This is a genomic window from Rhodococcus sp. GQ147, from assembly GCF_059759155.1.
In genome coordinates this window covers 208,167-226,295 of the sequence record NZ_JCAXDU010000007.1, presented here as the reverse complement: position 1 = coordinate 226,295, position 18,129 = coordinate 208,167, and the positions used below count along the sequence as shown (strand labels likewise).

Here is an 18,129-nt window from a genome sequence, read left to right as displayed (position 1 = left end):
GTGTAATGCCGACGGCCCGATCCGGTTACCGCACGGTAGCTTCGAGCAGGTGAGCGCGCGGCGAGCGGCGTGATCGTCTCCTCACTGCCCCGCACGCGATAGCGTCGAACACATGTATGCAATCGTCGCCACCGAACCCGGTGGTCCAGAAGTTCTCCGGTGGACCGAGCAGCCCGACCCGGACCTGCCTCCCGGGCACGTACTTCTCGATGTCGCGGCGACCGCGGTCAACCGCGCCGACCTGCTGCAACGGCGCGGCCTCTACCCGCCGCCCCCGGGGGCGAGCGACATCCTGGGCCTCGAATGCTCCGGAGTGATCTCCGAACTCGGCGAGGGTGTGACGGGCTGGAACATCGGCGACAAGGTCTGTGCTCTCCTCACCGGTGGCGGTTACGCCGAGAAGGTCGCGGTCCCTGCCTCCCAGCTGCTGCCCGTCCCGAAGGGCATGGACATCGCGGTCGCCGCGTCGCTTCCCGAGATCGCGTGCACGGTGTGGTCGAACGTCGTGATGACCGCCGGCCTGAAGCGCGGCGACGTCCTGCTCGTCCACGGTGGCGGCGGAGGCATCGGCACACATGCCATCCAGGTGGGCAAGGCGCTCGGCGCGAAGGTGGCGGTGACGGCCTCGGCCGGCAAACTCGACCGCTGCCGCGAACTCGGCGCCGACCTGGCGATCGACTACCGCGAACAGGACTTCGTCTCCGAGGTGCGCACTGCCTTCGGTGGCGCCGACGTGGTGCTCGACAACATGGGTGCGAAGTACCTGTCCCGGAACATCGACGTCCTCGCTCCGGACGGACGGCTCGTCGTCATCGGCATGCAGGGTGGCACGAAGGGTGAACTGCACCTCGGCAAGTTGCTCGCCAAGCGCGGTCACGTCATCGCGACCGGTCTGCGCGGCCGTCCGGACTCGGGGCCGTCGGGCAAGAGCGCGATCATCGACTCCGTGCGCGCCGATCTGTGGCCGCTCATCGAGGAGGCGAAGGTCCATCCCGTCGTGCACGCCGAGCTGCCGATCACCGAGGCGGCACAGGCGCACGAACTGCTCGACAGCCCCGAGACCGTCGGGAAGGTCGTGCTGCGGATCGAACGGAACTAGAGGTTGCGGAGCTCACGGACGAGCTGATCGACCTCGAAGCTCGTGGTGTAGGGGGCGAGGCCGATGCTCACCGCTCCCCCTTCGTCGCTGACGCCGAGGGAGTCGAGGAGCCGGCTCGATCCGCGGGTGCTCGCCACCGTCGCGATGCGGCGGTCGGCGAGATGCGCGGCGACCTTCTCGGCCGGGACCCCGTCGACGGTGAAGCTGAGGGTGGGGACGCGGCTCGACGCGCGGCCGAGCACGATCACGCCGGTGAGACTGTCGAGCTGTCGCAACAGACGGTCGAACAGCACGTCCTGGTAGTTCTGCATCGAGCTGATCGAGATGTCGAGACGCTCGCGGCGCGAACCGGTGGCGTCGTCGTCCAGTGAGGCCATGAAGTCGATGGACGCGGGGATACCGGCGAGCAGACCGAACTGGTGACCGCCCACCTCGAGGCGTTCGGCGCCGCGCGCGTGCGGGTTCAGCGACATGGCCGGAACCCGTTCGAGATGCGCGGGGTCGGAGAAGACGAGCGCACCGATCTGCGGGCCGCCCCACGAGGCGATGTCGACGGTGATGACGTCGGCGCCGAGATCGTCGATGTCGACGTGGGCGTAGGGGGCAGCGCCCGCGGCGTCGACGACCATGAGCCCACCGACCTCGTGGACGAGATCCGCGACGACCCGCACGTCGGGCGCGGTGCCGACGATCGACGACGCCGCGGTGAGCGCGACGAGCCGGGTGGTGGGCGTGATGAGTTCCTCGTACTGCCAGGTGGGCAGCTCGCACGTCTCGATCTCGACCTCGGCCCAGCGCACCTGCGCGCCGTAGCGGCTCGCGACCCGCAACCAGGGAGCGATGTTCGCCTCGTCGTCGAGCCGTGAGAGCACCATGCCGGTGCCGAGCCCGAGGCGGGAACTGAGTGCTTCGGCGAGCCAGGCGAGCAACACCGCGTGGCTCGGGCCCAGGACGACCCCGTCCGGATCGGCACCCACGAGTTCCGCGACCGCGACGCGCGCCTCCTGGAGAATCGCGGCGCTGCGACGTGACGACAGGTGCCGTCCGGTCGACGACGCGGCCGAGTTGCGGAAGGCAGTGGACACGGTGCGCGACACCACATCGGGGATCTGCATACCGGCCCGTGGATCGAGATGGATCCACCCGTCCCCGAGCGAGGGGATCAACCCCCGGATCCGGGCAACGTCGTAAGCCATGGCAGACACTCTAGGTCCCGATGTCAATGGGACGCGCCGTACCTGCACTCGGCGTTGCCCTCTCGGTAGGCTCGATCGGGGTACCCGGCACTCCGGGTCCCTCGGGTAACCGGGCACCCCCGAGGTGGGAAAGGGAGAATGGAGCCATGACGCATCCGGACAACGACCAGGTTCTCGTGATCGGCCCCGACGGCCGGCCCATCCGTGTCTCCCGCGAGGAGGCGGCCCGCGTGGAGGCCGACGGCCGGCCGGAGGAGGAGAAGACCGAGAACGGCGGCGAATCCCTGGCCGACATGGTCGAGCAGCCGGCGAAGGTCATGCGGATCGGCACCATGATCAAACAGCTCCTCGAAGAGGTGAAGGCCGCGCCGCTCGACGACGCCAGCCGCACCCGGCTCAAGGACATCCACCTGTCGTCCATCCGCGAACTCGGTCAGGGCCTCGCCCCCGATCTGCGGGAGGAACTCGAGCGGCTCGCGCTGCCCTTCGGTGAGGACGCGGTGCCCTCCGACGCCGAGCTGCGCATCGCGCAGGCTCAGCTCGTCGGTTGGCTCGAAGGTCTGTTCCACGGCATCCAGACAGCGCTGTTCGCTCAGCAGATGGCGGCTCGTGCCCAGCTCGAGCAGATGCGTCAGGGAGCGCTTCCTCCCGGCGTCGCGCAGGGCGGTCGCGGCCAGAACGATCAATCGTTTCCCGGTCAGACCCACCCCGGAACCGGCCAGTACCTGTAGTCCCACCGGGTACGCCCCGGGACTCGGGTATCGGCGCGACGGGTACGCTCGGGTCCCGTGTCAGCGTCTGGAGCAGCATCGTGAGTCGGGTCAGCATCGAAACGCGCGGCGCGTGCGTCGACTTTCCCATCTTCGACGCCAAGACCCGGTCCTTGAAGAAGGCCTTCCTGGGTAAGGCGGGCGGGGCGATCGGCCGCAACGACTCCGATGTCGTGGTCGTCGAGGCTCTGCGCGACATCACGATGTCGTTGAAGGAAGGCGACCGCGTCGGGCTCGTCGGCCACAACGGTGCCGGCAAGTCCACGCTGCTGCGTCTGCTCTCCGGGATCTACGAGCCCACGCGCGGCCACGCTCGGGTGAAGGGTCGCGTCGCGCCGGTGTTCGACCTCGGCGTCGGCATGGACCCGGAGATCTCCGGCTACGAGAACATCATCATCCGCGGCATGTTCCTCGGGATGAGCCGCAAGCAGATGCTGGCCAAGGTCGACGAGATCGCGGACTTCACCGAGCTCGGCGACTACCTCAACATGCCGCTGCGCACCTACTCGACCGGTATGCGGGTGCGTGTCGCGCTCGGCGTGGTCACCAGCATCGATCCCGAGATCCTGCTGCTCGACGAGGGCATCGGCGCGGTCGACGCGGAGTTCATGAAGAAGGCGCGGGTGCGTCTGCAGGATCTCGTCGCGCGCTCGGGCATCCTCGTGTTCGCCAGCCATTCGAACGAGTTCCTCGCCCAACTGTGCGACCAGGCGATGTGGATCGACCACGGCCAGATCCGCGAGCAGGGCGACATCGAGCACGTGGTGCGCGCCTACGAGGGCGACGAGGCCGGCGATCACGTGCGCACGATCCTCCACGAGCTCGAGCGTGAGCGGATCGCGAAGTCCGCCCCCGACGCCGCGGCCTCGACGGGTTCGAACGGTGGCTGACGAACGGATCATCGGCGTCGTCGTCACACACCGCCGACGCGAACTGCTGGCGGATTCGCTGAAAGTTCTTGCCTCGCAGTCCCGTCCGCTCGACCATCTCGTGGTGGTCGACAACGGCGACGAGGACGCGGTGCGTGAGCTCGTCGACGCGGTGGACCTGCCCACGAGTTATCTCGGCTCGAAGCACAATCTCGGTGGAGCAGGCGGCTTCGCCCTCGGCATCCTGTACGCGCTGTCGCTGGGAGCCGACCGGGTGTGGCTCGCCGACGACGACGGCCGCCCAGAGGGACCGGACGTGCTCGCGACGCTGCTCGACTGCGCGCAACGCAACGGCCTGGCCGAGGTGTCGCCGGTCGTGTGCGACATCGCGCAACCCGACCGCCTCGCCTTCCCGCTGCGTCGCGGTGTGGTGTGGCGGCGGTGGCGGCACGAACTCGGCGACGAGGACCTGTTGCCCGGCATCGCCTCGCTGTTCAACGGTGCGCTCTTCACCGCCGCGGCGATCGACGCGGTGGGTGTGCCCGACCTGCGCCTGTTCGTCCGTGGCGATGAGGTCGAGGTGCACCGGCGTCTCGTCCGCTCGGGACTGCCGTTCGGCACCTGCCTGCAGACGGCCTATCTGCACCCGGACGGTGCCGACGAGTTCAAGCCGATTCTCGGCGGCCGGATGCACACGCAGTATCCGGACAACGACACCAAGCGCTTCTTCACCTACCGCAACCGCGGCTACCTGCTGTCGCAGCCGGGACTGCGCCGGTTGCTGCCCCAGGAATGGGTGCGGTTCGGCTGGTACTTCCTGATCACGCGCCGCGACCCGGCCGGGTTGCGCGAGTGGATCCGGCTGCGCAGGCTCGGGCGCGAGGAGCGGTTCGAGCGTCCCTGACGCTCACGCGGACAGACCCCGCGCTACCGGACTTCAGTTCCTCGCAGCGACGATGATGGCGTGGATGATCCATACCGGCAGCCACGCGCCGCACGTGATCAATGTGAGGACGAGATGCAGGAGATGGGGGCAGTCCGCGCGTTTCACATTATTGACGGTGACCTGCTGGATCGGCGCGAACGGCTGCGGGGGCGGGTACGCAGACTGCGGATGCCCGTGGAACTGCTGATGCGCGTAATTCTGTGGCGGGTACTGCTGTTGCGCGTGCGGATACGGCTGCTGATTCTGCTGCTGTGCATACAGGTTCTGCTGGTGCTCGGCGACTCTCCGTTGCTGTTCTTCGAGCGCGATCTGCTGATGGTGGTCTCGAAGACGCTGAGCTTCGGCCTCGCGCTCCTGCTCTTCCTTCCAGGCGCGAAGACGGTTCAACTCCTCGAGTTCCCCTGGCTCGAGATCCCTCTGGTACTTCGGTTGCGGTTCCCAGTTTCCTGCCGGTCCGGTCATCGGTGGTTCCTCTCCCCTCGCCGGTTCCACGAAACCGGAACGAACGTCAAATAGGTCGAATCGTACAGACAGGAGTCACTACAGCCGAGATCTGACTCTGCCTGTTCCTCAGTCCATCCCATCAGGACACGCGCGCGAAATCTCGGAACACAATCCGGCAGATCCGACCGCGGATGTACGCACTTCGTCCTACACTTTCGCCACCCTCGACCTCGGGAGCCAGTGATGACCCCTCGTGCCACCTCACCGTCGACCCTCTGCGAAGCCTTCCAGACCACCGCCGCGGCGTACCCCGACAAGGTCGCGCTGCGCACCCCCGACGACTCCGTCTCCTACACCTGGCGTCAGTACGCGCAGCGCGTCGAACGCCTCGCCGCCGGACTCGCCGGGCTCGGCGTGAACCGCGGGGACACCGTCGGCCTCATGCTCACCAACCGGCCCGAATTCCACCTTCTCGACACCGCCGCGATCCACCTCGGTGCGGCGCCGTTCTCGATCTACAACTCGCTGACCGCCGAACAGATCTCGTACGTGCTCGGCAACGCCGGCAACCACGTGATGATCGCCGAGGAACAGTTCGTCCCCGTCCTGCGGCAGGCGATCGGCGACACGAAGGTCGAGCACCTGGTGTGCATCGACGGCAAACCGGAAGGCACCATCTCCCTCGACGGCCTCGAGGCCGCCATCGATCCGTCCTTCGACTTCGAGGCCTCGTGGAAGGCCGTGCAACCGCCCGACCTGCTGACCCTCATCTACACCTCGGGCACCACAGGCCCGCCGAAGGGTGTCGAACTCACCCACGCCAACCTGCTCGCCGAACTCGAAGCGACGAGCTCGTATCTGCCCATCGGTCCGGACGACCGGATCCTGTCGTATCTGCCCGACGCGCACATCGCCAACCGCTGGGGCTCGCACTACTCGAGCCTGTACAGCGGCATGCAGATCACCACGCTCGACGACCTCAAGCAGGCCATCACCGTGCTACCGAGCCTGCGGCCGACGCTCTTCGGCGCCGTCCCCCAGGTCTGGTACAAGCTCAAGGCCGCGATCGACAAGACCCTCGCCGAGGAGTCGAGCCCGATCAAGAAGAAGCTCGCACTGTGGGCGATCGACGTCGGACGCAAGCGCGCCCGGCTGCAGTCCGATGGCAAACCGGTCCCCCGGTCCCTCGAGGTGCAGCACGCGGTGGCCGACAGGCTGGTGCTGTCCGCGATCCGCGGCAAGCTCGGTCTCGACCAGGTCCGCGCCGCCGTCACCGGCGCCGCGGCGATCTCGCCGGAGGTCCTCGAGTTCGTTCTCGCCCTCGGCATTCCGTGCTCCGAGGTGTGGGGCATGTCGGAGACCTCGTGCGTGGTCACGATGAACCGGCCGGGCGCCATCCGCATCGGTACCGTCGGCCAGGCCGTGCCGTGCGCGCAGATCAGGATCGCCGAAGACGGCGAACTGCTCGTCTCCGGCCCGCTGCTCATGAAGGGCTACCGCAACGACCCCGAGAAGACTGCCGACGCAATTGATTCCGACGGCTGGTTGCACACCGGCGACATCGGCGAGATCGACGCGGACGGTTACCTACGGTTGATCGACCGGAAGAAGGAGATCATCGTCAACGCGGCGGGGAAGAATATGTCGCCCACCAACATCGAAGGCGCCCTGCGTGCCGCGTGCCCGATGCTCGGTGGCGCCGTCGCCATCGGCAACGACCGCCCCTACAACGTCGCACTGCTCGCACTCGACCCCGACGCCCTGGCCGTCTTCGCCGAACAGCACGGTCTCAGCGGCACCCACGAGGAACTCACCCGGCATCGGGTGGTCCTCGAATCGATCGCGAAGTCGGTCGAGGAGGCGAACAGCAAGCTGTCGCGGGTCGAGCAGATCAAGAAGTACACGGTGCTGCCGACGATCTGGGAACCCTCCGGCGACGAGCTGACCCCGACGATGAAGCTCAAGCGCAAGCCCATCGATGCCAAATACGCGGAGGAGATCGACAAGTTGTACGCGGGAGCCTGATCCGTCACCGCGCCGACCGGTTCGCAGGACCGTTGATCGCGCACTACCTCGACGAATCGCTGAGCGAGACGGTGTAGTCGCCGACGATCTGCTCGGCGATCTCACGCACCTTGACGTTGCGGTGCTGGGAGAAGGCGACGAGTTTGTCGAAGGCCGCGTCGGCATCGCACTTGAACGTAGCCATCATCAATCCGACGGCCTTGCTCAGCGTCGAACGGGTCTCCAACGCCGTCTTCAACTGGTCGGATTCACGTTCCCGCGCGACGAGCGTCTGCTCACGCAGCCACGACAATTCGAGGTTCACGCGAACGCGGGCGACGAGTTCATCGGGGTGGAACGGTTTGGTGATGTAGTCGTCGGCGCCGGTGCGCAGACCGCCGATCGTGGCCTCCGCGCCGGCACGTGCCGTCAGGAGGATGACCGGCAGACGGGAGGTCGCCGGGTCGCGGCGGATCTCCTCGAGCAGCTCCACCCCGTCCCGCCCGGGGAGCATGATATCGCTCAGCACGAGATGCGGCGGTCGCGATCGGATTCGCTCGAGTGCGGTATCGCTGTCCTCCACCGCATCCACGTGCCAACTCTGGCGACGCAACAATTGCGTCAGATAGTCACGCATGTCCGCGTTGTCCTCGATCACGAGGATCCGCGGTAACGAATCCACATCCTCTCCCTGCGCGAATGATTCGTCCTCGTCGAGAGTGACCCTGTCCCACTGTTGCGCTTCGCCGACGTACATGGCGCCCAGATCCCCCGGAACGGTTCCGGCCGGAGACTCCGACGTCGGGTCGAGGACGCGGGGAACGGACACGGTGAAGGTGCTGCCGCGTCCGAGTTCACTGGACACGGTTACCTCTCCCCCGAGCGCGTGGACCCAGTCCGAGACGAGGGACAGACCCAGCCCGATCCCTTCCCGGCTGCGTCCGCCGGCGCTCTCGACGCGATGGAACCGTTCGAAGACGCGGGCGAGTTCCGACTCCGGAATGCCGAGACCCGTATCGGCGACCTTCAGGACCAGTCGATCGCCCTCGACGTCCAGATCCACCTCGACCGACCCCGAAGGGGTGTACTTGATCGCGTTCGAGAGCAGGTTCAGCACGATGTGGGCCCACGTCTGGGGATCGAGCCGGGTTTGCTCGGCCGCCGCGTCGGCGATCCGGCTGCGCAGGTCCAGGCCCGCGCGGTGCGCCACGTCGGCGAACAGGTCCACACATTCGGCTGTGAGCGCCGCCGGATCGGTCGGTTCCAGGGACTTCCTCGACGGGTCGGTCTCGGCACGCGTCGCTTCGAGCAGTGCGTCGACAAGTCGCCGCAATCGGATCGCGGCGCGCTGGGAGGCCTCCAGCGATTGCCGCTGCGCCTCCGTCAACGTCGTGGCGTCGTCGAGCACACTCTGCAACGGGCCGAGGAGCAGCGTGAGCGGCGTGCGGAACTCGTGGCTGATCGATTCGAAGAACCGCGTCTTGGCGGCGTCCAGCGCCGCGAACGCATCGGCCCGGCGACGCTCGGCATCCATCGCTGACGCATCGCGCAGCAGCCCCGAAATCTTCGTGACCACGAGGTCGACGAAGGTCGAGTACGCGGCGTCGAACACCCGGTACGGACTCAGTCCGACGGCGAGGACACCGAGCGGGAAGTCGTGTCCCGACGCCGTCAACGGCACGAGGAGGAGGGTGCCGATCGGATGGTCGCCGAGGGCCCGCTGCGGGTCGAGCAGATCCGGGGAACGCTCGGCGACGCCGGAGACGACGAAGGGTTCGGAGGCCCTGGCGGCCTTCGACAGCAGCTGGTCCTCATCCGGTCCGAGCAGGGCACCCGAGAAGCCGGGCTTCGTCCCCATTACGGCGAGCTGCTTCCAGTTCGGTTGCGGATCATCGGGATCCACCACCCGACTGTCGAGGAACAGCGCGGCCAGGGGAATGTCCTGATGGCTCGGAGCGAGCGCGTCCAGCGCGTTCCGGCACGTGTCGATCACCGACAGGCCCGAATCGGTGATCGCCACCGTACCCAGGCGGCTCAGAGCCTCCAGACGACGCTCACCGAGTACCCGTGAGGTGACGTCGGTGGTCGCGACGAAGACCCCCGCGACCTCGCCGGACTCGTCGCGGATCGGGCTGTAGGAGAAGGTCCAGTAGGTTTCTTCCTCGTAGCCGTGGCGCTGCATGAACAGCAGTTCTTCCTCGGCGAAGGTGGCGGTGCCCGCCATCGCCCGTTCGACGCGCGCGCCCACCTCGTCCCACACCTCGTGCCAGCATTCCGGCGCCGGCTGCGCGACCGCCGCGGGGTACTTGTCGCCGAGGACGGGGATGATCGCGTCGTTGAAGATCTGCACGAGCTGCGGCCCCCACCACAGGAGCATCGGCACCTCGGACGGCAATACCGTCCGCACTGCCATGCGCAGTTCCGCCGGCCAGGACTCCACCGGCCCCAGAGGGGTGGCCGACCAGTCGGTCTTCCGAAACCGTTCCAGGCATTCTCCCGGCCCCGCGAACAGGCGTTCCGCCGACCACGCCTCTCCCGACTCGGCTGTCGCCCTCATGCCCCGTCACTCCCATCTCCGGTACGTCCCGCCCGCCGTCATTCTCCGCCGATATCGCGCAGAACGACGCCACATGGAGGACATGCGTCCTCCTTTCCCCAGGTGGGCGGCATGGGTGGAAATGGTGGTACGTCGGCGGACGCTGGGAACAGTGAAGGCGGCGGCTTCGGCGGCGGGGCCCGACCCGCCGGCGCCTACGTCATCAGCGGTGGGAACGTGTCGGGCGACCCGCCGTGGACGTCAACCGTCTGGTGCGCTCGATCGCGGGGGGTGGTGATCACCTTCCTGATCACGCGCACTGTCGTCGACCGTCCGCCGAGTCGAACCGTTGGTGTAGTACAGGACCGACCGTTGCCCGTATTGCGCTTCCGGACGGTCCCGTAGAACTTCACCGATGGCGGCCTGCCTGCACTTCCTTCGACGCGCGCTCGGCCTCCACCACAACTGAGGGCGAACCCTCGGCGCGCTCGTCGCCGGTGCATGGCTCGGCGAGACGCAGCAGGTGTAGATACAACCGATGTCGGAACTGTACGAGTGGCTGGGCGACTCCGGCCATATGGACGACGGCGCCTGACGAGGAGCCGAGCGAGCCCGACGTTGTGTGCGAGGAAACGCCGAGAACTCGCCAACAACGTCGGACTCGATTGCACCCGATCGTGTTTCCCGCGTGACAGATGTGCATACTGTTGCGGGTCGTTCAGGGGGAACGACCGCGACGATCGGGGGGATCATGACCGACCTCAGCATGCCCGCAGCCGGCTCCGACCGGTTCGAGGGTCTGAGCGAGACGTGGCGGTTCCGCTTCGAATTCTTCGCCGCATACGGCGTCCCGGGATCGCTGAAGACGTCTCCCGAATACACCGCGGCCTTCCGCGCCCTGCCGCTGCGGCAGCGCATGAAGCTGAACATGAATCTGCTCGGGTTCCTGTTCGGCATCTTTTATCTGCTGTACCTGCGGTTGTGGAAGAAGGCGCTGGTGGTGTTCGGCGTCGGCCTCGTGCTGGGTCTCCTCGTCGTCGCGCTGGCGCTGCCCTCGACCGTCGACACCGCTCTCACACTCGGCCTGTGGCTCTACGCCGCGAGTCGCGTGAACGTCTACCACTACGAGAACCGGGTACTCGGCCGGCAGACGTGGGGCCTGTAGCCCCGGCTCCGGCGTGCACTTCTCGTCGTGAATACCGCGCAAGATCGACAGGACCTGCACACGCACGGCGGTCCCGTCGACCCCGCGCCCCGGCAGGTCACATTTACGCCGCGGGTAGGCTCGGGACCCGTGTCTGATGCCCTCACCGTCGACGACGAACCCATCGAGTCGTCCTCACGTTCGTTCCGGCGCGCGTTCCAGGATCTGCGCGAAGGCTTCAACCACCGCGAACTGTGGTTGCTGCTCGGCTGGCAGGACATCAAGCAGCGCTACCGCCGGTCGGTGCTCGGCCCGTTCTGGATCACGATCGCCACGGGTGTGTCGGCGATCGCGATGGGTGTGCTCTACGGCACGCTGTTCAACCTCGATGTCCCGGAGTTCCTGCCGTACGTCGCGCTCGGCTTCATCATCTGGAACCTGATCCAGGGGTCGATCCTCGAGGGCGCGGACGTGTTCATGTCCAACGAGGGCCTGATCAAACAGCTGCCGACGCCGCTCAGTGTGCACGTCTACCGGCTGGTGTGGCGGCAGATGATCCTGTTCGCGCACAACATCGTCATCTACATCGGCATCTTCATCTTCTTCCCACGTCAGCTGTACTGGACGGCCTTCCTCGCCATCCCGGCGCTGGCGTTGATCGCGATCAACGCGGTGTGGGTGTCGCTGGTGTTCGGCATCCTCGCCACGCGCTACCGCGACATCGCGCCGCTGCTCGGCAGCATCGTCCAGCTGCTGTTCTTCATGACACCGATCATCTGGACGGAGAAGACGCTCGAGGGCACCGGCAACGAGGGGCGGGCGCGGATCGCGGAGATCAACCCGCTCTACCACTTCCTCGACATCGTGCGGACCCCACTGCTCGGCGGCGACCAGCAGCTCTACCACTGGGTCATCGTCCTGATCATCACCGTCGTCGGCTGGGGTATCGCCCTGCTCGCGCTGCGCAACTACCGCTCGCGCGTCGCCTACTGGGTCTGAGCCGGTTCGAGCCGGACCAGCTGTGAACGGTGGATCGGCTCCCGGTCGGTGATCCGGAAACCGACGGCCTCGAGCTCCCGGTAGGTGTCGGTCTCGGTGAACCGGTGGGGTTCGAACCGCCACCACACGTTGTTCGGGTGCCACACCCGGAAGCCGGTCTCGCGCTCGCCGTCGGCGACCACCCACAGCACCTCGCATCGAGCCGCCGCGCGTCGGGCGAGTTCCGGCGGTGGAGCGTCGGTCGACCACAGGTTCACTCGGTCGACGGCGTCGTAGCCGAGCCCCACGTCGTCGAGTCCTTCCACCGCGTCGGGCCGGGCGTCAACGACCGCGCGCAGTGAGGTCGGTGCCCACGAGACGCGCGGTTCGAAAGCGACACAGTCGCCGGGTTCGGAGCGTTCGACCAGCCGGTCGGCGATCACGCTGTAGTCCATCCCGCCGGCCTTGCCGAACGGCTGTCGCTGCTGCACGTAGGCCGGCGCAACGCTGACGGCGACCGCAGTCAGCACCACCAGCATCGACCACCAGCGGGTTGCGATGCGGGCCGCCGCCCAGCCCACGAGCAGCACCATCGCGGGAACCGTGAACGACAGATAGCGCTCGAGGTACATGTTGTCCTCGAGCAGCGAGTAGCCGAGCAACAGCACCATGGGCACGGCGAAACCCGGCACAGCGAGCCACAGCAGGGTCCGCTCCCCAGGCTCCGCGCCACGACGGCACGCGGCGATCACCCCGGCGACGACGATCGCGGCGAACAAGGTGGCCGTCCACGGGGCCTGCGGGAACCACTGATCGAGAGCGATCGTGCGGACGATCGTCGAGTCGAGCGGAGGAATCCAGGCGACCTGCTTGGCCTGCGAATAGGCGAGCAGGACGAACGGCGTCGACAAGGCCGCGCCCACCCCTGCGGACAACAGGAACGCACCGCGCCCACGACCACGGACCAGCACGGTGAGGAGATGCGCGACAACGACCGTCGCGGAGTACACGAACATCACCGTCGCGACCGGCAGGACGACGGCGTACAGCGCCCACCACCGTCTACGGCCGGTCGCGCAGCCGAGCGCGACCAGCAGCGACAACACCGCGACCAGCGCCGCAGCGAAGGCATAGGACCGCGCTTCGGTGGCCGCCCAGGTCACCCGCGGCGACAGCGCGAACAGCACCCCGGCGGCGATCCCCACGCGACGACCCGCCAGCACCTGGCCGGTCGCCGTGACGGCTGCGGCACCCACCCCGAGCGCGAGCACACCGGGCAGGCGGGCGGTGAACTCGTCGACGCCCACGAGGGAGAACCAGTAGTGCAGCAGCAGATTGTGCAGGCCGTGGACGGCGTCGATCCGGGTGTGGACGCGGAGCATCCGCTCGACCGACCGGTCGGCACTCGAGATGGTGGCGGCCTCGTCCCACCACAGCGAGGGGACCCACGAGAACGCCCCTGCGACGAGCACGGTCGCAACCCCGATCAGCAGGGGAAACGACCATGCCCTCACGGTCTACCCGTCGATGCCGTACAGGCGCGCCCAGTTCTCGCGGCTCGTGAGCTTGGGGAGCGCTTCCTGCCAGACCGTCTTCATCCGGGGCGCTTCCTTGCGAAGCTGCCAGCACACCTTCGCGGCCTGCTTCGCGAGGTCGACGGCGGTGTCCTTGTCGCGGTGACGCACCCGCACGGCGTTCTGCGAGGCGTCGGTGACGACGGCCTTGTCGAACAACGACACGTGCCACCACGATGCGAAGTGAGCGGGAACGGTGACCGTCCGGCGGTCGACCTTGCCGGCGAACTGCTGCACGGCACGCTTGAGCAGCACCAGGCCCTCGCGCTTCTTGTCGGGCTCGAACTGCCAGACCGACATCTGCGTATGCGGATCGGATTCCTTGCCCACCTGCGCGGCCGGAAGCGGCTTCGTCTCGGGATAGCGGTCGCGCAGTTCGCGCAGTTCCTTCAGCACGGACTGGCCGCCGTCGTAGAGGAAGTCCGGTCCGGCGAGGAAGTCCTCCGCAGCCTTGATGAAGGTCGCGGCGAGACCGTACTGCATCGAGACGATGAGCTCACTGATCTTGCGGAACAGGTACTTCGACATGTCGTTACCGTCGAAGCGCCCGTAGATGGACGAGACGATCAGGCCGTTGCGGATGCTGAAATAGCGCGCCCAGTCGTCGTAGTCCTTGAGATAGAAGTCGGCATGCCACACACCCGCATTGGGCAGGGTGACCGTCGGATGCCCCGCGTACCGGGCACGGATGCCGTATTCGATGTCGTCCCACTGGAAGAACAGCGGGATGGGCAGACCGCAGTCGGCGATGATCTCGGCGGGCAGCAGGCAGGTCCACCAGCCGTTCCAGCCGGCGTCGAAACGCATGTCCTGCTTCTTCTTCACGAGGTCGATGCCCATGCGCGCACCCGGAGTCAGTGCGCCGGCGGTGATCTCGTCGAGCACCTCACGCTCGGCCGAGACGTGCAGGACCTGGGGATTGCTCAGCGACAGCATCTGGGCACCGACGATCGTCGGCTGCACCGTCATGTTCGCGAAAGCGTTGAGACGCAACACCGATTCGGGTTCGCACAGGATGTCGTCGTCCATGACGATGACGTTGGCGTGCTCGGCCTTGGCGGAACCGGTGATCTCGTACATTCCGCGCGAGAAGCCACCCGCACCACCGAGATTCGGCTGGGTCAGGTAGATGAGCTTGTCGCCGAGCTTGTCGGCGACCTCGGCGAACGCCGAGCGCGAGCGCACCTGGTCGGTGCCCTGGTCGACGATGCACACCGCTTCGATGTCGGCCATCGCCCCGTCGTCCGAGGCGAGAGTGCCGACGGTGACGGTGCAGTCGTCGGCGCGGTTGAACGTGCAGATGACCACAGCCGCGGGACGCAGGTGCTCGGGAGCGGCGACCGTCCAGCGCGCGTCGGAGACGAGCACCGATCCGTTGCCGGCATCGATGGAGAACCACATCGCACCGCCGTCGACGAACCGTTCGATCGGCAGCTCGAGGTCGAGCTCGCCCGAACCCGACACCGTCTCGACCGTCACGATCCGCTCGCGTCCGCGTGCATCGGACGCCCACACGGTGAACTCAGCCGTACCGGAGCAGCCGTAGGTGAGCTGCAGGTTCACGGTCTTCACGTCGGTCCAGCGCTGCCAGAACGTCGCGGGAAAGCGGCCGAAATAGGTGTTGGTGTGGGCGGTCGCGCCGTCGGCGAGCTGCAGCCCGTAGCGGTCGGACGCCGCGCCACCCTTCGTGTGGACGTACATCTTCTCCGGCACGCGCGGCGACAGAGATGCGAAGACACCGCGCTGGACGATCAGCCGGTCGCGACGCACCGGTTCGGTGAGAACCTCGTCCAGTGTGTCCGCCTCATGTCCGATCGTGCTTGTGTCGCCGGCAGCTGCCTGCTCCATCGGGCTACTCCCCGCTCGTGGTCGATCCGCTGTTTTCGATGCGACAGTAGCAGCGGAAACAGGAGCTCCACGGTTGTGTGCGTCGTGTACCGGTGTTTCGACCCATTCGCGAATTGTGCCGGGACCACCCCGAACGGCGCGGGTTATCCGCCCAGAACGCGCTCGACGCGCCTGTAGGCGGCCTCGGTGGCCCGTTTCTGTGGCGTCCACCACTGCTCGTGGGCGCGGTACCAGGCTATGGTCGCGGCCAGCCCCTCACGGAAGTCACGGTAGCGGGGCGCCCAGCCCAGTTCGGTGCGCAGTCGGGTCGCGTCGATGGCGTAACGCAGGTCGTGGCCGGGGCGGTCGGTGACGAAATCGAACTCTTCACGGCCCTTGCCGCACAGCTCGAGGACGGTTTCGACGACGGTACGGTTGTCGGTCTCCCCGTCCGCGCCGATCAGATAGGTCTCGCCGAGCCGGCCGTGTTCGATGATCGTCCACACGGCGCTGTTGTGGTCGTCGACGTGGATCCAATCCCGCACGTTGGTGCCGGTGCCGTAGAGCTTCGGGCGCACACCGGTGAGCACGTTGGTGATCTGGCGGGGGATGAACTTCTCCACGTGCTGATAGGGGCCGTAGTTGTTCGAGCAGTTGGAGATGGTCGCGCGGACGCCGAACGAACGCACCCAGGCGCGCACCAGCAGATCCGAGCCGGCCTTCGTCGACGAATAGGGGCTCGACGGATTGTAGGCGGTGGTCTCGGTGAACTTGATCGGATCGTTCAGCGGCAGGTCGCCATAGACCTCGTCGGTGGAGATGTGGTGATAACGCACGTCGTACTTGCGGACGGCCTCGAGCAGGGTGAAGGTGCCCACGAGATTGGTCTGCACGAACGGTGCGGGGTTCGCCAGGGAGTTGTCGTTGTGGGATTCGGCGGCGAAGTGCACCACCAGATCGGTGTCGGCGACGAGCCGGTCAACCAGCTCGGCGTCGGCGATGTCACCTTCGACGAAGGTGATCGTGTCGGCGACGGGGTCGAGGGAGGCGCGGTTGCCGGCGTAGGTGAGCTTGTCGAGCACGGTGACCTGCGTGTCGGGTCGTTCCGCGACGGTCTGATGGACGAAGTTCGCGCCGATGAAACCGGCACCACCGGTGACGAGCAGCCTCATTGGCGCAAGCCTACTCATGCGAGACTGTCCGACATGCGCGGAATCATCCTCGCGGGTGGGACGGGCTCGCGTCTGCATCCGATCACCCAGGGCGTGAGCAAGCAGCTCGTGCCCGTCTACGACAAGCCGATGATCTACTACCCGCTCTCGACGCTCATGCTCGCCGGGATCCGCGACATCCTCATGATCACCACCCCGCACGACGCCGGACAGTTCCGCTGGTTGCTCGGCGACGGTTCGCAGTTCGGCGTGAACATCACCTACGCGATCCAACCCTCACCCGACGGCCTGGCACAGGCCTTCGTGCTCGGCGCCGACCACATCGGAACCGAGCCGGTCGCATTGATCCTCGGCGACAACATCTTCTACGGCCCCGGCCTCGGCACCCAGCTCAAACGCTTCGCTCACATCGACGGTGGTGCGGTGTTCGCGTACCGGGTGTCCGATCCGTCGGCCTACGGGGTGATCGAGTTCGACTCCACCGGCCGCGCCCTGTCGCTCGAGGAGAAACCCGACGACCCGAAGTCGAACTTCGCGGTGCCGGGGCTGTACTTCTACGACAACGACGTCGTCGAGATCGCCCGGTCGCTGAAGCCGTCGGCGCGCGGCGAACTGGAGATCACCGACGTCAACCGCACCTATCTCGAAGCGGGGAAACTGCAGGTCGAGGTGTTGCCGCGCGGTACCGCCTGGCTCGACACCGGCACCTTCGACTCGCTGCTCGACGCGTCGAACTACGTGCGCACCATCGAACAACGTCAGGGATTGAAGATCGGTGCGCCCGAGGAGGTCGCGTGGCGTCTCGGGTTCATCGACGACGAGCAACTGCGCGCCGCGGCCGAGCCGCTGGTGAAGTCGGGCTACGGCAGCTACCTGCTGGATCTGCTCGAACGAGGAAAGGACCGCTAGGTTGCAGTACCGGGAACTGACGATCGCCGGGGCGTGGGAGGTCACGCCGAAACAGTTCGGCGACGACCGGGGCGTGTTCCTCGAATGGTTCAAGCAGGAGAGTTTCACCGACGCCGCCGGCCGTCCCCTGGAGTTGGCGCAGGCGAACTGCTCGGTCTCCGCCGCCGGGGTGCTGCGCGGCATCCACTACGCGGATGTGCCTCCCGGACAGGCGAAGTACGTCACGTGCGTGTCGGGGTCGGTGCTCGACGTCGTCGTCGACCTGAGGGTGGGGTCGCCGACCTTCGGGCAGTGGGATTCGGTGCTGCTCGACACGAAGGACCGGCGCGCGATCTTCCTGTCCGAGGGCCTCGGCCACGGTTTCCTTGCACTCGAGGACAACTCGACCGTCGTCTACCTGTGCTCGACGGGCTACGACCCCGACCGTGAGCACGAGGTGAACCCGTTCGATCCGGAGATCGGGATCGATTGGCCGACAACGGGACCTGACGGCAGGTCGCTGACCTACGAACTGTCGGCCAAGGATCGGGCGGCACCCACCCTCGCCGACGCCCGCGAAGCGGGTCGTCTCCCGAGCTTCTGACGATTTGTGTGGATTCGACCCCGGTTTCCGGGGCTGGATCCACACTAATCGATCGGTACGGAACCGGAACCGCGGTCA

The 18,129-nt window shown here is 66.9% G+C and carries 15 protein-coding genes; 10 read left to right on the top strand and 5 right to left on the bottom strand.

Going from position 1 to position 18,129, the window contains the following annotated elements:
* Window positions 1-112: 112 nt before the first annotated feature.
* Complete coding sequence (locus tag AC6CID_RS11030; RefSeq protein ID WP_006553482.1) at window positions 113-1,099, top strand: NAD(P)H-quinone oxidoreductase; 987 nt, start codon at window positions 113-115, stop codon at window positions 1,097-1,099.
* Here AC6CID_RS11030 and AC6CID_RS11025 read toward each other — a convergent pair.
* Window positions 1,096-2,295, bottom strand: coding sequence for a cysteine desulfurase-like protein (locus AC6CID_RS11025; protein WP_498353947.1), 1,200 nt, complete (start codon window positions 2,293-2,295; stop codon window positions 1,096-1,098). The two genes, AC6CID_RS11030 and AC6CID_RS11025, sit on opposite strands and share 4 nt — an antisense overlap.
* Before the next feature lie 146 nt (window positions 2,296-2,441).
* Between AC6CID_RS11025 and AC6CID_RS11020 the strand changes: the two genes are divergently transcribed.
* The 5 genes from AC6CID_RS11020 (at window position 2,442) to AC6CID_RS11000 (ending at window position 7,349) form a co-directional block, all read left to right on the top strand.
* Window positions 2,442-3,026 carry a bacterial proteasome activator family protein gene (locus AC6CID_RS11020; protein ID WP_006553480.1) on the top strand — a complete coding sequence of 195 codons (585 nt, stop codon included), beginning with the start codon at window positions 2,442-2,444 and terminating at the stop codon, window positions 3,024-3,026.
* 77 nt (window positions 3,027-3,103) lie between these two features.
* Window positions 3,104-3,955 (top strand): galactan export ABC transporter ATP-binding subunit Wzt/RfbE, encoded by an 852-nt coding sequence (gene wzt, locus AC6CID_RS11015; RefSeq protein ID WP_085989319.1) that lies wholly within the window; start codon window positions 3,104-3,106, stop codon window positions 3,953-3,955.
* Entirely contained in the window at window positions 3,948-4,838 is an 891-nt protein-coding gene (gene glfT1 / locus AC6CID_RS11010) for a galactofuranosyltransferase GlfT1 (protein ID WP_016692663.1), read from the top strand. Before wzt ends, glfT1 begins: the two co-directional genes overlap by 8 nt.
* A 60-nt stretch (window positions 4,839-4,898) precedes the next feature.
* A complete protein-coding gene (locus AC6CID_RS11005; protein ID WP_156666164.1) occupies window positions 4,899-5,396 on the top strand; it encodes a hypothetical protein in 498 nt (165 codons plus the stop codon).
* A gap of 171 nt (window positions 5,397-5,567) precedes the next feature.
* Window positions 5,568-7,349, top strand: a complete 1,782-nt coding sequence (locus AC6CID_RS11000; protein WP_350246872.1) for an AMP-dependent synthetase/ligase — start codon at window positions 5,568-5,570, stop codon at window positions 7,347-7,349.
* 43 nt (window positions 7,350-7,392) lie between these two features.
* Here AC6CID_RS11000 and AC6CID_RS10995 read toward each other — a convergent pair whose 3' ends face one another.
* Window positions 7,393-9,885 carry a response regulator gene (locus AC6CID_RS10995; protein ID WP_064061121.1) on the bottom strand — a complete coding sequence of 831 codons (2,493 nt, stop codon included), beginning with the start codon at window positions 9,883-9,885 and terminating at the stop codon, window positions 7,393-7,395.
* 730 nt (window positions 9,886-10,615) lie between these two features.
* Between AC6CID_RS10995 and AC6CID_RS10990 the strand changes: the two genes are divergently transcribed.
* Entirely contained in the window at window positions 10,616-11,029 is a 414-nt protein-coding gene (locus AC6CID_RS10990; protein WP_033097827.1) for a DUF2628 domain-containing protein, read from the top strand.
* A gap of 129 nt (window positions 11,030-11,158) precedes the next feature.
* The gene (gene wzm / locus AC6CID_RS10985; protein WP_006553471.1) at window positions 11,159-12,007 is read left to right on the top strand and encodes a galactan export ABC transporter permease subunit Wzm/RfbD; all 849 of its coding nucleotides are present in this window, start codon (window positions 11,159-11,161) and stop codon (window positions 12,005-12,007) included.
* Here the strand turns inward: wzm and AC6CID_RS10980 are convergent.
* The 3 genes from AC6CID_RS10980 to rfbB all read right to left on the bottom strand — a co-directional run bounded on the left by AC6CID_RS10980 (window position 11,995) and on the right by rfbB (window position 16,559).
* Window positions 11,995-13,500 carry a glycosyltransferase family 39 protein gene (locus AC6CID_RS10980; protein ID WP_094979581.1) on the bottom strand — a complete coding sequence of 502 codons (1,506 nt, stop codon included), beginning with the start codon at window positions 13,498-13,500 and terminating at the stop codon, window positions 11,995-11,997. The two genes, wzm and AC6CID_RS10980, sit on opposite strands and share 13 nt — an antisense overlap.
* Window positions 13,501-13,503: 3 nt before the next feature.
* On the bottom strand, window positions 13,504-15,408 hold the full coding sequence (locus AC6CID_RS10975; protein ID WP_006553469.1) for a glycosyltransferase: 1,905 nt from the start codon (window positions 15,406-15,408) through the stop codon (window positions 13,504-13,506).
* A gap of 143 nt (window positions 15,409-15,551) precedes the next feature.
* Window positions 15,552-16,559, bottom strand: a complete 1,008-nt coding sequence (rfbB, locus tag AC6CID_RS10970; protein ID WP_094979582.1) for a dTDP-glucose 4,6-dehydratase — start codon at window positions 16,557-16,559, stop codon at window positions 15,552-15,554.
* 33 nt (window positions 16,560-16,592) lie between these two features.
* On the opposite strand from rfbB, the gene rfbA reads away from it, so the two are divergent.
* A complete protein-coding gene (rfbA, locus tag AC6CID_RS10965; RefSeq protein ID WP_019290334.1) occupies window positions 16,593-17,468 on the top strand; it encodes a glucose-1-phosphate thymidylyltransferase RfbA in 876 nt (291 codons plus the stop codon).
* A 1-nt stretch (window position 17,469) separates the two neighbouring features.
* The gene (gene rfbC, locus AC6CID_RS10960) at window positions 17,470-18,051 is read left to right on the top strand and encodes a dTDP-4-dehydrorhamnose 3,5-epimerase (protein ID WP_064061124.1); all 582 of its coding nucleotides are present in this window, start codon (window positions 17,470-17,472) and stop codon (window positions 18,049-18,051) included.
* Window positions 18,052-18,129: the final 78 nt, after the last annotated feature.

Excerpts from the sequence above, each read along its gene's own strand:
- AC6CID_RS11030 (WP_006553482.1), top strand. The coding sequence starts at position 113 with ATGTATGCAATCGTCGCCACCGAACCCGGTGGTCCAGAAGTTCTCCGG.
- AC6CID_RS11025 (WP_498353947.1), bottom strand. The coding sequence starts at position 2,295 with ATGGCTTACGACGTTGCCCGGATCCGGGGGTTGATCCCCTCGCTCGGG.
- AC6CID_RS11020 (WP_006553480.1), top strand. The coding sequence starts at position 2,442 with ATGACGCATCCGGACAACGACCAGGTTCTCGTGATCGGCCCCGACGGC.
- AC6CID_RS11000 (WP_350246872.1), top strand. The coding sequence starts at position 5,568 with ATGACCCCTCGTGCCACCTCACCGTCGACCCTCTGCGAAGCCTTCCAG.
- AC6CID_RS10995 (WP_064061121.1), bottom strand. The coding sequence starts at position 9,885 with ATGAGGGCGACAGCCGAGTCGGGAGAGGCGTGGTCGGCGGAACGCCTG.
- AC6CID_RS10990 (WP_033097827.1), top strand. The coding sequence starts at position 10,616 with ATGACCGACCTCAGCATGCCCGCAGCCGGCTCCGACCGGTTCGAGGGT.
- AC6CID_RS10975 (WP_006553469.1), bottom strand. The coding sequence starts at position 15,408 with ATGGAGCAGGCAGCTGCCGGCGACACAAGCACGATCGGACATGAGGCG.
- rfbB (WP_094979582.1), bottom strand. The coding sequence starts at position 16,559 with ATGAGGCTGCTCGTCACCGGTGGTGCCGGTTTCATCGGCGCGAACTTC.
- rfbA (WP_019290334.1), top strand. The coding sequence starts at position 16,593 with ATGCGCGGAATCATCCTCGCGGGTGGGACGGGCTCGCGTCTGCATCCG.